The sequence below is a fragment of the Lysobacter enzymogenes genome, from assembly GCF_900106525.1.
GTDB lineage: Bacteria > Pseudomonadota > Gammaproteobacteria > Xanthomonadales > Xanthomonadaceae > Lysobacter > Lysobacter enzymogenes.
The window spans coordinates 16865-29931 of record NZ_FNOG01000013.1 but is presented as its reverse complement, the minus strand read 5'-3'; the positions used below and the strand labels follow the sequence as shown (position 1 = coordinate 29931).

The following is a 13067-nucleotide window of genomic DNA, read 5'->3' as shown; positions in this document are numbered from 1 at the left end:
GGGCCGGGGTGAGGGCAGGCGCGATCGCGTGGGCCGTCGCTGCGGCGAGGTCGTGTTTCCCTCACCCTAACCCTCTCCCGCAAGCGGGAGAGGGAACGCACGCGTCGCTCCGGGCGTTGCGGCGCTCTGTGGCGAAGTGGCGGTAGCGCAGGCTGCGGCCGATGACGCCGCAGTCGCGGCTCAAGCGCCGCCAAGCGGCCGCGGCGGCGCCGTCGACCCGCGCACCACCAGGATCGGGCTGAACCCCTCGTTCGCCGGCGCTTCCGCCGGCGTCTCGCTCTCGCGCCGCAATTCGGCGATCAGGCGATACGCGGCGTGGCGCGCGATCTCTTCGGTCGCCTGCCGCGCGGTGGTCAGCGTCGGCCACGACTGCTTGGAGAACGGGCTGTCCTCGAACCCGGCGATCGACAGGTCGTAGGGCACGTGCATGCCGGAGGACTTCGCCGCCGCCAGCACGCCGGCGGCGATTTCGTCGTTGCTGCCGAAGATCGCGGTCGGCCGGTCGGGCAGGGCGAACAGGCGGCGCGCGCCGCGGAAGCCGTCGTCGAAGGAGTAGTCGCCGGGCAGCACCAGGTTTTCGTCTTCGCCGATGCCGTAGTCGGTCAGCGCCTGGGCGTAGCCCTTGTAGCGCTCCCAACTGGAGCGGTGCGATTTGCCGCCCCACAGGAAGCCGATGCGCTGGTGGCCGAGCTGGATCAGGTGCTCAGTGATGTCGTAGGCGGCGTCGCGGTCGTCGACCCATACGCACGGCGCGCCGTCGCGCGGGTCTTCCGCGGCCGAGACGATGCGCACCAGCTTGATCCCGTGCGCGAGCAGTTCGCTGACCAGCTCCATGCGCTCGGACATCGGCGGCGCCAGCACCAGGCCGGCCAGGCGCGCGCCCTGGACCAGGTCGATCAGGTCGGCGGCCAGCAGCGGCGAGGACGAATCGCAGGGATGGATCTGCAGGCCGTAGCCGGTCTCGCGGCAGGCGGCCAGCACGCCGTTCTGCACGCTGATGATGTAGTACGGGTTCGGGTTGTCGTAGACCACGCCCAGCGCATACGGCTGGGCGCTGCGCAGGCTGCGCGCGGACGGGTCGGGACGGTATTCGAGTTCGGCGATCGCCTCGTGCACCCGCGCGCGGGTGCGGGCGCGCACGCCGGACTCGTCGTTGATGACCCGCGAGACGGTCTTCAGCGAGACCTGGGCGAGTTCGGCGACATCTTTGATGGTGGGTCGGCGCACGGGACCTCGGCGATGGCGCGGTGCGGGCGCGCATCGCGCGCCACGCGGAGTCCTAGCCTACCCGCCGGCTCAGGCCTTGGGTACCACGGCCAGGGTCAGGCGCGAGATGCAGGCCAGGCGGCCGGCCTCGTCCTCGATGCGGATCTCCCAGACCTGGGTGCTGACGCCGACGTGGATCGGCCGGGCGGTGCCGGTGACGGTGCCGCTGCGCACCCCGCGCACGTGGTTGGCGTTGATCTCGATGCCGACGCAGATCCGGCCTTCCGAGCAGCACAGGTTGCCGGCGCTGCTGCCCAGGGTCTCGGCCAGCAGCACCGAGGCGCCGCCGTGGAGCAGGCCGTAGGGCTGGTGGGTGCGCGCGTCGACCGGCATGGTGCCGCGCACGTAATCGGGGCCGATTTCGGTGAAGACGATGCCTAAAGGCTCCATCGCGGTGTTGCGCGAGAGCCGGTTGAGGTCGTCGACGGTGGTGGTGCCGCGGAACAAGGACTTGGCGGCGGTCGCTTCGGCGGCGGGCGCCGCGGGGCTGGTCGGGTCGGATGCGCTCATCGGGCAACGATAGCGACGCGGCGACGACCGGACCAGCCTGGACGTGTCGGCTTGCGCCGGGAACGAGCTGCGGTGCGGGTGGAGCTACGAGGGTCTGGAGCGGGGTGCAGCCGGGTTGCGGGTCGGGTTAGGGGAATCCGGGAAAAGAGGCCGGATCGGCGCGCGCTGGGACTTTGGGAAAAGGGAGCGCTCAGTGCGCCGATCCGGACCAGGGAAGCGTGGACCACCGGACCATGGACGCGCGATTACCGATCAGGCGAAGCGGAAGCGCGGCTGGACCCAGTTGCTGGCGTAGCTGCGGTTGCTGGCGTAGCCGCTGGAGTTGCCGTAGCCGACGCCGAAGTCGCGCTGGCGGTGGACGTGGCGGACCGGGGCGTTGGCGGCCGGGGTCTTGGTGGTCGGGGCGGCGGTGGCGGTGCGGGCGTTGGTGGCGTTCATGGTGGGGTCCTTTCTGTCTGTCGTGGAGTAGTAGTGCTTCGGTGTGTTGGTAAAGTACAACACCTGGGCGGAAGTCGCTATGTGCTGGAAGTCATGTGTCTCTTTGGTCATGCCCCGGCGGGTTCTGGGGGCTGGCCGGCGGGCTGCATCTGCCGGGTTCGTGGATAGAGATGTGGCGGGGCCGATCAGGGTTGCCATGACTGACGACCTAGACGCGGGGGCCGGGCGGGATGTGACGGGGCGGGCGGGAATCAGCCGCGGGCGACCGGGCCGGACTCGCTAATCGGCTGGCACCGCCGCCGCCCCGCGTTGCCCCGGGCGCGAGCGCTCGCGTAGGCTCGGGCCGGCACGCGCAATGGGTTCGCCCGCCGGCCGGCGCGGCGGACAAGGAGCGGCAAGGAGAAGCGGATGCAACACGACGAGCTGACAGCGCTGATCAGCAAGACCGCAGTACTGATGGAGCAGTTCGAGCGCCGCTGCGAAGAACTCGAGCGTCACCAGCGCGCGCTGGCCGAACATCTGCAGGCGCTGGCGCAGCAAGTGCCCGGCGTGGTGCGGCAATCGGCCGACGACAGCCTGCGCAGCCTGCCCGGCGCGGTGATGGGCAAGCTCGAAAGCGGTCTGTCCGAACCGGTCGGCGCTTACGAGAAACGCCTGCGCGAGGCCGGTAGCCTGCTCCACGACGGCTCGCAGACCTTGGCGGCGCAGCTCAAGCGCATGGAGCAGTTGCACCGGCACCTGGTGTGGAAGATCGTCGGCGCCGCGTTCGGCAGCGTGCTGCTGTTGCTGCTCGGCGGCGGCTGGCTGCTGTGGCAATACCGCGCCGACATCGATCGCCAGCGCATCTCCGCCGAACTGCTGCGCGCCTACAACCAGGCCGACGTGACCCTGTGCGAAGAGCGCCTGTGCGCCAACGTCGACGACAAGGCCGCCGCCTACGGCGAACGCAAGCAATACCGCCCCGTCCGCCCGCGCTGACCCCGAAGCCCCTGTAGAAGCGGCGCAAGCCGCGACCGCGACAACTCAACCGCGCCGCAACACGCCTACGCCCGCGCGCCCGCCACGCGCTCGCTCGCTCGCTCGCCAAGTTCCGCCGGCCACAAATACCGCCACGCCAAACGAAAAAGCCGACGCTCGCGCGCCGGCTTCTTCTTCCACATCATCGAACCGCGCCGCGATCAACGCGGCTTGCGGAACCGCAGCGTCATCCGGTCGCTCTCGCCGATCGCCTTGTACTTGGCCTCGTCCGCCGCGTCGTGCTGATTGCTCGGCGGCAGGGTCCACACGCCCTTCGGGTAGTCCTTGGTGTCGCGCGGGTTGGCGTTGACCTCGCTCTTGCCTTCGAGCCGGAAGCCGGCCGCCTCGGCCATCGCGATCACCTGCGCCTGGCCGACATAACCGCTCTTGTCGTCGGCCGGCACGTCGGCCTTGGCGCGGTGCTCGACCACGCCGAGCGTGCCGCCCGGCTTGAGCACCTCGAAGAAGCCCTTGAACATCACCTCGGCCTGGCCGGCGCTGCGCCAGTTGTGCACGTTGCGGAAGGTCAGCACCACGTCGGCCGAATTGGCCGGGCCGAACGCGGGCTTGAACGGGTCGTAGGCGGCGACCACGGCGGCGGCGTACTGCAGCGGCGCGTCGGCGAACTTCTTCTCCAGGCCGGTCTTGGCCTTGTCGTAGTAGATGCGCGCGCTGTCCTTGGTCTGGCTGTCGGGATCGACCACCGCGGCCACGTAGCGGCCCTTCTCGCGCAGGTACGGGGCGAGGATTTCCGAGTACCAGCCGCCGCCCGGGGTGATTTCGACCACGGTCTGGTCCGGGCGCACGCCGAAGAACTGCAGCGTTTCCAGCGGATGGCGGTATTGATCGCGGGCGATGTTGTTCGGATCGCGCCAGCTGCCGGCGATGGCGGCCTTGAGCGGATTGCCCGCGGCGGCGGCAGCGGCGGGCTTGCGCGCGGCCGGCTTCTCGGCGGTCTTTTCGGCCGGCTTCGGCGCGGCTTGCGCGGCCTGGGCAGCGGTCTTTTCGGCAGGCTTCTCGGCCGGCTTTTCGGCGGCTGGCGCCGCGGCCGGTTCGGCCGGCTTCGGCGCGGGTTGTTCTGCGGGCTTCTCGGCGCCCGTCTGCGCCGGGCCGGTGGGCACCGGGCCGGTCGGTACGGCGGCCGGCGTTGCGGCCGGTTGCGCGGCCTGCGGTGCGGCTTGCGCAGCCGCGGCTTCGGCCGGCTTCTCGGCGGCCTGCTCTACGGCGGCTTCGGTTGGTTTGGTTTCCTGGGCATGCGCGGCCGCGCACAGGCCGGCGGGCAGCACCGCGGCGAGCAGCAGTCGGGCAAGGCGTTGACGTTCCATGCAACCCACTCCATTGACGTTCGGAAGGCCGCAGCCTACCGCATGCGTTCAGCCTGCGCTGCAGCGCGACTGTGCGCGGCGAGCCGGTCGCGGCCGCGCTGCGCTGCGACAGGAACGCTCAGGCCCGCTTCGCGCGCGGCTTGCGCGTCGCCGCCGGCGCGCCGGCGAGGTCGCGCACGGCGAGGTCGCTGTCCATCTGTTCGACGTACTCGCGTGCCTGTTCATGCAGCCAGGTGCGGAAAGATTCCAGCCCGGCGTGATCGACCGAGCGCGGCGGATACACCAGGTAATGGCCCCAGTCGATCTTCAGCCGGCCCTGGCTCAGCGGCACCAGCTGGCCGTTGCGGATCAGCAGGCGGGTGCGCGCCATCCGCCCCAGCGCCACGCCCAGGCCTTCGACCGCGGCGCGGTGCATGGTCTCGGAGTCGTCGAAGTGGGCGACGAAGCGCGCCGGCGGCTTGCCGCCGTAACGGTCGAACCAGTCCTGCCAATACGTGGACAGGTCGCCCAGCAGCGGCCAGCGGTGCAGGTCTTCCTGCGCCGGCAGGCCGCCCATGCGCTCCACCAGCGCCGGGCTCGCCACCGGGATCAGGGTTTCGTCGAACAGGTGCTCGATCACCAGCCCCGGCCAGCGCCCGTAGCCGCCGCGCATGGCCGCGTCGATGCCGGGCTCGCGGTCGAAATCGACCAGCGCCGCGGACGAGAACAGGTTGAGTTCGAGCTGCGGATAGCGGGCGACGAAGCCGCCCAGCCGCGGCACCAGCCAGGACGAGGCCATCGAGGCCATCAGGCTCAGCGTCAGCACGTCGTCGCGGCGCGGGCTGTACGGGCGCAGGGCGTGGTCGAGCGCGTCCAGGTGCGGCGCCACCACCGACAGCAGGCGCTCGCCGTCGGCGGTCAGGCGCACCCCGCGCGGGCCGCGTTCGAACAAGCGCCGGCCCAGGCGCTGCTCCAGGGTGCGGATCTGGTGGCTCAGGGCGCTGACGGTGAGGTGCATCTGTTCGGCCGCGCGGGTGAGGTTGTTCAAGCGTGCGGCGGTGGCGAAACCCAGCAGGGCGTGCAACGGCGGACGGTTCATCGCGGCGGTTCCCGGTGGTGGCGGAGCGTTCGATCCGGCTCAAGTCTGGCTTGCAAACGTATCGCTTTTTTGCCGTATTTGGCGAGCGTAGCCTGAGCTTCGTCCGCAGCCCCCGGCGTTCCCCACGCGCCGGCGGGGCTCGGTCCTCAAGGAGACCAGGCCATGAATATCTACAAGAATCTGATGTTCCTGCACGGCCATTTCGTCGATCCGCGCGACGCGGACGACGAGTCGCCGGCCGCCACGCCGGCGCCGCCGCGCCGGCCGGCCGCCTATGTGCCCGCCTCGCGCCCGGCTCAAGCCGCACCGCGCGCCGACTGGCGCCGCTGGTGGCTGCGGCTGTGGCCGGCGCAAAGCGCGCGGGTCGAAGCCGGCTGCGACGGCGCGCGCGGCTGCGCCTGAGCGCGGCACCCCCGGCCCGGTGGCCGCGCCCCCCGCGCGGCTGCGTTGATCCTGGCGAAGGAAGGTACTGACGAAGGAACGCGCGCGGCCGCCGCCGCGCATCGGGCACTCGGGGGAATGCCGCCATGAACGATCCGACCGCAACCGGCGCGCCGGCCGCACGCAACCCGGGCGATCAGGTCGCCGCGATCCAGAAGGCGGCGCTGCGCATTCTCGGCGGATTGTTTGCCGGCATCGTCGTCGCGGCGGCGCTGGCGGCCTCGGACTATGTCGTCGGCGCCGTGCTCGGCGCGGTGTTCGCCGCGATGCTGTCCGGCGCCACGCTCGGCTTCCTGTTCGGCATCCCGCGCTCGCTGGCGGTGGCCGCACCCGCCGCCGGCAACGGCCAGCCCACGGTCGCGCCGGGCGGCGGTTTCGCCCACAACACCAACCTGGAGCAGATCAGCGACTGGCTGACCAAGATCGTGGTCGGCATCGGCCTGGTCGAAGCCCAGCGCATTTCCAGCGAGTTCCAGGCGCTCTCGCGTCAGGTCGCGATCGCCTGGGGCCTGGGCGCGGACGGCGCGCCCAGCGCCGGCTTCGTGCTGCTGGCCTCGCTGCTGTTCGGTTTCATCGGGTTCTACATCTGGACCCGCACCGCGTTCGTCTATTACCTGGAATACAACGAGACCGCGGTCGCGGCGGAGCGGCGCGAGCGCGAGTTGGCCGAGCGTCGCGCCGCGGACGCCGAGGAGGTCGCGCAGCAGGCCAAGCAGGACGCCGAAGCGGCCGAACGCAACGCCGACCTCGAGCGCGAGCGCAAGGCACAGGCCGAGCAAGCCGCGCGTGAAGCCGACGAACAGGCGCGACAGGCGCGCGAACAGGCCGAACAGGCCAGCAGCGAGGCGCAGGAGATGAGCCGCGCTGCCAGCTTCCTGCAGAGCGGCACGGTCGCGCCGTTGCAGGTCGGCGCGCAGCGCGCGCGCAGCGTCTGGCCGACCCGCGAATCGTGGACGCGCTTGATCGGCGACTACAAGCAATACAAGCAGGACATCGCCTCGGGCGAAGCCGCCGCGGCGCAGCAGGACGTCTGGGACAGCGACCCCAACCTCGGCCGCTTCGGCGGCCAGGCCAGCGCCGACGGCCGCGAACTCAGCGCCCAGGTGCAGCCGCTGAGCGAAACCGGCCAGACCTGCGCGGTGACCATCCGGGTACGCTCGCTGGATCCGGCGCGGCCGTTGCGCGGGCCGGTGCGGATCCACCTGCATCCGACCTTCGACCCGGCTGTGCGCGAAGCGCTGTTGAGCGACGGCGCCGCCGAACTGCGCATCATCGCCGCCGGCGTGTTCACCATCGGCGCCGAAGCTGACGACGGCGCCACCCGCCTGGAATTGAATCTGGCCGACCTGCCGGACCTGCCGCCGGCGTTCGCCGCCAACTGAGCGCGCGTCCACCGGGCGCGCCGGCTAAGGCAGCCGCCGCGCCGACGGATACGGCGCCACATCGTTGATCCGCCCGGCCGCGAGCCCGGCCTGCACCTGCCGCCACCAATCGACCTGGAAAATCTCGCCGTGGGCGTGCATCAGCGCGGCCAGCAGCGGCGGGCTCAGGCCGAGGAAGCGCGGGAACTGCTCGGGGAACACGTCGTTGCCGTGGGCGTAGAACCACGCGCCCGATTCCATTTCTTCTTCGTGGTTGCGCGGCGCCGGCACCTCGCGGAAGCGGCAGTCGCTGACCAGACACAGCTCGTCGTAGTCGTAGAAGATCGCCCGCCCGTGGCGCGACACGCCGAAGTTCTTCAGCAACAAATCGCCGGGGAAGATGTTGCTCAAGGCCAGATCGCGGATCGCCTGGCCGTAGTCGATCACCGCCGCGCGCGCGGCCTCCGGCGTCTGCTCGCGCACGTACAGGTTGAGGGGGCGCAGGCGGCGCTCGACGTAGCACAGGTGCAGCACCAGGTCGTCGCCGTCGAGGGTGATGCTGCCGGCGCACGTGTCCAGCAATTCGTTGAGCAGGTCCGGATCGAAGCGCGCGCGCGGAAAACGCAGGAAGCGGAACGGCTGCGCATCGACCAGCCGGCCGACGCGGTCGTGGTGGAACACCAGCGAGTACTTGGCTTCCACCTCCTCGCGCGCGACTTCTTTCGGGTAGGCGAAGCGGTCGCGGATCAGCTTGAACACCAGCGGATAGCTGGGCAGGGTGAACACCGCCATGACCATGCCGCGCTCGCCTTCGGCGCGGATCAGGCGCTCGCCCGGCTGCGCGGCGAACTGGCGGAAGAAGGTGCGGTAGCGCTCGGTCTTGCCCTGCTTGGCGCGGCCGAGCACGGTGTAGAGCTCGTCGATCGGCTTGCCCGGCAGCAGCGTGCGCAGGAACACCACCGCGTCGCCGACCGTGGGCAGGTCGGCGTGGAAATAGCTGCGCGAGTAGCTGAAAAGCTGCACCACCTCGGCGCGCAGGGTCAGCACCGCGTCGACCCGCAGCGCACCGTCCTCGTTGACCAGCGCGATCACGCACGGCGAGAAACTGCGTTCGCCGAACACCCGGCCGACCAGATAGGCGCGGCGTTCGCGATAGAACACCGTGTCCAGCAACTCCACCGCGCGCACCGGCTGCGGGCCCCAGTGCTGCAGATCCTCCTGCAGCCGCACCGCGATGCCGGCCGCGCAGCGGGTGCGGTGGGCGTAGGGCACGGCGAAAGGGTAGTCGTCGAGCACACGCATGAAGGTCTCGACCAAGCGGTCGCCGGACACCGCATAGCTGTGCCGTGCCACCGGGTGGGTGATCGCGTCGGTCGGCTCGATGTCCAGCGCCACGAACTCCAGCGCCGGGTCCACCCCGCGGGTCTTGAAGAAGCGCCGGGTCAGGGTGTTGAAGAAGGTCTTGTACAGCTCGCCGTCGAGCAGCGGCGCGACGGTGTCGGCGTAGGCCTCGCGCACCCGCGACCACAGCGCGCGTTCGCGCGCGCGCAGGCCCAGCCGCGTCTCCAGCGCCTGCCCGGCCTCGCCGACGCAGCGGTCGTACAGGGCGATGCGCTCGACCGCATCCTCGCGCGCGCCGTTCCAGTCGCCGCGCTCGAAGCGGCCTTGCGCGCGCCGGGTGATCGCGGCGAAGCGCGCGTGGTAATCGGCGAACGCATCGCGGATCTGGCCGGCGACGGCGACCGCTTCGGCAAGGGTGTCGGGGGCGGCGGACATGGCCGCAGTGTACGGCGCCGCGCGCGCGGCGGCGGCCCGCCCGCGGCCCGATGTTCCTTACCGATGAAACCGTCGTGCAGCCCCGGACACGGAATCCCGCGACCTCGCCCGCCAAGCGCAAACGCATGGCACAGAAGGTCCACTACGAGACCCAGCCCACCGCGCCGCACCCGAAGCCCCCCTGTAGGAGCGGCGCAAGCCGCGACCGCGAACCCACAGCTCGCGCCGCCCGCGCGATGTCGCAACCGCAACCCGCATCGCCCCGCAGCCCGCCCATCGAACCGCCCCGCACACCCCGCCGCCCGAACAGTTCCTACTGTCATTAGCGGCAAAACCTGATGCATTTCTCGAAAACATCGGAGTACCATCCGGCCCGACGGTGCAGGGATGCCTATACGCGCCGATCGGACCGGCCCGATGGGGGACCGTCCGGAGCGGCGCGCCGCCCCGAACGCATCGCCGGAACCGTTCGCCGCTCGCGTCTGTGCGCTCGAACCGGGGCTCTCACGCCCCGCGACTTTCCTGACGAGAGCGACACACAATGGTTCAGAAGATCATCATCGGCGTGCTGGCCGCGGCCTTGATCGCGGTCTGTTCGGTCTGGGGCTACAGCGCCTGGCAGAAGCGGCAGGCCGCCGCGCCCGCGCCGGCGCCCGCCGCCGCGCTGCCGGCGCCCAAGCCGGCCGAAACCGCCGCGCCCGCCGAGATCGCGCCGGTCGCGGCGCAAGCGGCGCAGGAAGAGAAGGCCGACGGCACCCACTTCACCTACAAGTACGTGTCCCCGCGCAATCCCGAGCTGCTGGCGATGTACAACATGGCCAGCGAGATCGACATCCTGCACCACCTGCCGGAGGTCAATCAGCTCGACGGCTGGCTGACCCTGCCGCGGCCGATCAACTTCATCACCGCCGAGTGCGGCACCATCAACGCCTTCTACGCCCGCGACAAGGGCGACGTGGTGCTGTGCTACGAGATGCTGGACCTGCTGGTGCGCCAGGGCGCGGCGGTGGTCCAGGCCAACGGCGGCAGCACCGGCGACCAGCTCAAGTACCTGATGGCGAACCTGCGCTTCCTGATGCTGCACGAGACCGGCCACGCCCTGGTCGACATGCTCGACCTGCCGCAGACCGGGCGCGAGGAAGACGCGGTCGACCAGCTCGCCACCACCTTGATGCTGTCGCTGGTCAGCTCCGACGAGTCCGACGGCGACATCGCCCAGAACCTGCAGATGGCGTCGAACTTCTTTCTGCTGACCGACGGCGGCAACCACGACATGGCCACCTACGCCGACGAGCATTCGGTCGGCGCGCAGCGCTTCTTCAACCTGCAGTGCATGATCTACGGCCACGACCCGGGCAAGTACCTGCGCATCGTCACCAGCGGCCGGCTGCCCGAGGCGCGCGCGCTGCGCTGCCAGGACGAGAGCAAGCAGATCACCCGCAACTGGCTGCGCCTGATCGAGCCGAACATCGCGCCGCGGCACCGCATGTCGCTCGAGGAAGAGCAGGCCAAGGTCCAGGCGATCAAGCAAAAGCAGGTCGAGAACTCGACCGCGCCGTACATGCGCTGACGCCCGTCGCGCAAGGCGTGCGAACATCGCGGGGCCCGCTGCGGCGGGCCCTTGCGCTGGCGCCTCGAAGCCGCGCCTGTCCTGCCGTCGAGTCTTTCGAAGCCCTCATGAATCCGTATCGCCCGATCGCGCTGAGCCTGCTGCTGTTGGCGCTGGCCGCCTGCGCCAAGCCCGCCGCCGAATCCGAACCCGCCGCCACGCCGCAGCAAGCGCGCGCCACCTTCCTCAGCGCCTGCGAGCGCCGCCTGAGCGGGCGCACCTCGCTGACCGCCGAGCGCATCGCCGGCTTCTGCGCCTGCTTCGCCGACGCGGCCGTGGCCAAGCACGACTTGAACCGCCTCAACGCCGAAATGGCCTCGGGCAGCGACGATGCGTTCAAGGCCACGCTCAAGGACGAATTCGAGCGGTGCAAGCGGCGCGGTTGAACGACTGCGCCGCTCGCGGTCGCCCCTGTAGGAGCGGCGCAAGCCGCGACCAACCGCAGCGGTGCGCGCGAGCGAACATCCCCGAAGTCCGGATGACCGGCGCATGTCGCTTTGTCCGCTTGTCCGGGCTTCGGACGGGACGCTTTCGTACATCGCTGCGGTTGGTCGCGGCTCGCGCCGCTCCTACAGGGAGTTTCCCCGCTATTGCGCGTGCTCGTCGGGCATCAACAGCACCAACGGCTCGCAGGCTTTCGCCGTGCAGCCCCAGCGCCGCTGATCGGCGCCGTCGGTCCAGGTCGCCGTCGCCGCGGCGTTGATCTCGAAGTCCCACTCGCGCCCCTGCGTGCGCAGGCGGCCCTTGATCGAGCACGGCAGCCAATAGAACGCGTCGTGGGTACCGTCGGGATACTCGCGGCCGGCAGCGAAGAACGCCGCGACCTGGCGCTCGCTCAGCCGCCACGCCGCGCAGGCTTCGCGCAGCGCGGGCTCGCGCCCTTGCGGGTCGTCGAACCGCGCCGCGTCCACGCGCAGCACGGTGAGCGCGGCGTCGCCGCCGGGCGGCGTATGCGCGCAGGCGGCCAGCAGCGACAGCGTCAGCGCGGCCAGGGCCGGCAGGCAGGCGCGTCGCAGGGACGCGCTCGTCGATGGCCGCCTCGAACGCGGCCGGTGTGTACGCAGTCGGGGTTTCATCGCACCTTCGGAAAATCCGCCGCCTTGCGCTCGAACGAATCGCGCGCTAATCCGGCATAGCAAACGAATGCCGCCACCGCCTGCTCGACGTTGGCGACGCTGAAATCCAGACCGGCGCCGCGCCCGCTCAGGCGCGAGAGCACCGAGCCGCGGCTCAGGCGGTCGCTGTGGAACGCGAATCCGCCGTCTTCGGCCGGACGCGCTTCGAGAAAATCGCGCTGGTCGCGGTACAGGCCGATGCCGTGGGCGCGATCGTGCAGCGCCGCCTGCGCCTGCGCCAGCAACTCGCCCAGGCTCGCCGTCGGCACCCGGCCCAGTTCTTCGATGGCGCCGTCGTCGTAGACGCGGTAAGCGCGCAGGTCGGTCGCCATGCTCATCGGCCGTCGAAGATCCGCAGCACCAGGTCTTCCACTTCCACCGGCTCGCCTGCGCGCCCGGCGGCGCGGCGCCATTCTTCCGGCGACGGCGGCGCGCTCGCGCGCGCACCGCCCCACAGCGAGGCGTTGATCGCGAACACCGCAGCGCCGCGGCGCACGCGCATCGGCGCGACCCGCTCCAGCGCCGCGCGCAGCGGGCCGGACACCGCGGCCGGCAAGGCCGGCGCGTAGTCCAGCCAGATCTTGCGCGCGCCGTCGGCGCGCACCGCGACGACAATGTAGCCCGACGCCGGCGCACCGGGCGCGGCCTGACGCAGGTGCTCCTGCGCGGCGGCGTTGAGCGCCTTGATGTAGGCGGCCAGCGGCTCGGCGCCGTCGATGCGTTCCTGCAGCGCCTCTTGCGGCTGCAGCAGCATGATCGAGTCGACCGTGTAGGGCGCTGCGGCGGACGCGGGCGAGATTCCAGCCAGCACGATCCCGGCCAGAAGCAGCAAAACCGACAGCAGCAAGCGCATGGGGCGACCTCGCGTCCGGTGTGAGGCGATGCGGCGGCCCGCGCGGGCGCGGGGCTTGCCGCGATCCTAGCGCAACCGGCCGTGGCTGGTATGCCGGCTGTCGTCCGCGTACAACGTTGCCTCGATAGCCCCCTGTAGGAGCGGCGCGAGCCGCGACCAACCGCAGCGATGTACGTGAGCGAGCTTTCCGAAGTCCGAATGACCGGCGCTTGTCGATTCGCCCGATTTTCGGATCTTCGGAGGGGGCGCTTTCGTACGTCGCTGCGGTTGGTCGCGGC

The 13067-nt window shown here is 70.8% G+C and carries 13 protein-coding genes and 1 pseudogene; 5 read left to right on the top strand and 9 right to left on the bottom strand.

Translation table 11 applies throughout. From position 1 onward, the window contains the following. Window positions 1-180: 180 nt before the first annotated feature. The 3 genes from BLU84_RS23850 to BLU84_RS23840 all read right to left on the bottom strand — a co-directional run bounded on the left by BLU84_RS23850 (window position 181) and on the right by BLU84_RS23840 (window position 2214). Window positions 181-1227: a LacI family DNA-binding transcriptional regulator gene (locus tag BLU84_RS23850; RefSeq protein ID WP_074873144.1), complete on the bottom strand. Its 1047-nt coding sequence runs from the start codon at window positions 1225-1227 to the stop codon at window positions 181-183. 69 nt (window positions 1228-1296) lie between these two features. Beyond that, on the bottom strand, window positions 1297-1656 hold the full coding sequence (locus BLU84_RS23845; RefSeq protein WP_074873273.1) for a hotdog fold thioesterase: 360 nt from the start codon (window positions 1654-1656) through the stop codon (window positions 1297-1299). A gap of 372 nt (window positions 1657-2028) precedes the next feature. Continuing rightward, on the bottom strand, window positions 2029-2214 hold the full coding sequence (locus BLU84_RS23840) for a hypothetical protein (protein ID WP_074873141.1): 186 nt from the start codon (window positions 2212-2214) through the stop codon (window positions 2029-2031). Window positions 2215-2622: 408 nt separating this feature from the next. On the opposite strand from BLU84_RS23840, the gene BLU84_RS23835 reads away from it, so the two are divergent. Continuing rightward, the gene (locus BLU84_RS23835) at window positions 2623-3192 is read left to right on the top strand and encodes a relaxation protein (RefSeq protein WP_074873138.1); all 570 of its coding nucleotides are present in this window, start codon (window positions 2623-2625) and stop codon (window positions 3190-3192) included. A gap of 200 nt (window positions 3193-3392) precedes the next feature. On the opposite strand, the pseudogene BLU84_RS23830 reads toward BLU84_RS23835, so the two are convergent. Both BLU84_RS23830 and BLU84_RS23825 read right to left on the bottom strand, forming a co-directional pair. Then, window positions 3393-4169, bottom strand: a pseudogene (locus tag BLU84_RS23830) (class I SAM-dependent methyltransferase); the annotation flags it as partial. Between the two features lie 505 nt (window positions 4170-4674). Continuing rightward, window positions 4675-5634, bottom strand: coding sequence for a LysR substrate-binding domain-containing protein (locus BLU84_RS23825; RefSeq protein ID WP_074873134.1), 960 nt, complete (start codon window positions 5632-5634; stop codon window positions 4675-4677). Between the two features lie 162 nt (window positions 5635-5796). Between BLU84_RS23825 and BLU84_RS23820 the strand changes: the two genes are divergently transcribed. Together BLU84_RS23820 and BLU84_RS23815 are read left to right on the top strand one after the other, a co-directional pair. Continuing rightward, on the top strand, window positions 5797-6036 hold the full coding sequence (locus tag BLU84_RS23820) for a hypothetical protein (RefSeq protein ID WP_074873131.1): 240 nt from the start codon (window positions 5797-5799) through the stop codon (window positions 6034-6036). A 125-nt stretch (window positions 6037-6161) separates the two neighbouring features. After that, on the top strand, window positions 6162-7457 hold the full coding sequence (locus BLU84_RS23815; RefSeq protein ID WP_074873129.1) for a pYEATS domain-containing protein: 1296 nt from the start codon (window positions 6162-6164) through the stop codon (window positions 7455-7457). A 24-nt stretch (window positions 7458-7481) separates the two neighbouring features. On the opposite strand, the gene aceK is transcribed toward BLU84_RS23815, so the two are convergent. Next, window positions 7482-9212 carry a bifunctional isocitrate dehydrogenase kinase/phosphatase gene (aceK, locus tag BLU84_RS23810; protein ID WP_074873127.1) on the bottom strand — a complete coding sequence of 577 codons (1731 nt, stop codon included), beginning with the start codon at window positions 9210-9212 and terminating at the stop codon, window positions 7482-7484. A 541-nt stretch (window positions 9213-9753) separates the two neighbouring features. Here aceK and BLU84_RS23805 point away from each other — a divergent pair. Both BLU84_RS23805 and BLU84_RS23800 read left to right on the top strand, forming a co-directional pair. Continuing rightward, window positions 9754-10782: a DUF4344 domain-containing metallopeptidase gene (locus tag BLU84_RS23805; RefSeq protein ID WP_074873124.1), complete on the top strand. Its 1029-nt coding sequence runs from the start codon at window positions 9754-9756 to the stop codon at window positions 10780-10782. Between the two features lie 107 nt (window positions 10783-10889). Beyond that, window positions 10890-11207 carry a hypothetical protein gene (locus BLU84_RS23800; protein WP_074873121.1) on the top strand — a complete coding sequence of 106 codons (318 nt, stop codon included), beginning with the start codon at window positions 10890-10892 and terminating at the stop codon, window positions 11205-11207. Between the two features lie 201 nt (window positions 11208-11408). On the opposite strand, the gene BLU84_RS23795 is transcribed toward BLU84_RS23800, so the two are convergent. From BLU84_RS23795 to BLU84_RS23785, 3 genes are read right to left on the bottom strand one after another with little or no spacing between them, the layout of a single operon-like run. Continuing rightward, window positions 11409-11897: a hypothetical protein gene (locus tag BLU84_RS23795; RefSeq protein WP_074873117.1), complete on the bottom strand. Its 489-nt coding sequence runs from the start codon at window positions 11895-11897 to the stop codon at window positions 11409-11411. Further along, on the bottom strand, window positions 11894-12274 hold the full coding sequence (locus tag BLU84_RS23790) for a hypothetical protein (protein ID WP_139175220.1): 381 nt from the start codon (window positions 12272-12274) through the stop codon (window positions 11894-11896). Before BLU84_RS23790 ends, BLU84_RS23795 begins: the two co-directional genes overlap by 4 nt. Beyond that, window positions 12271-12789 (bottom strand): hypothetical protein, encoded by a 519-nt coding sequence (locus tag BLU84_RS23785; protein WP_074873110.1) that lies wholly within the window; start codon window positions 12787-12789, stop codon window positions 12271-12273. Before BLU84_RS23785 ends, BLU84_RS23790 begins: the two co-directional genes overlap by 4 nt. Between the last annotated feature and the right edge of the window lie 278 nt (window positions 12790-13067).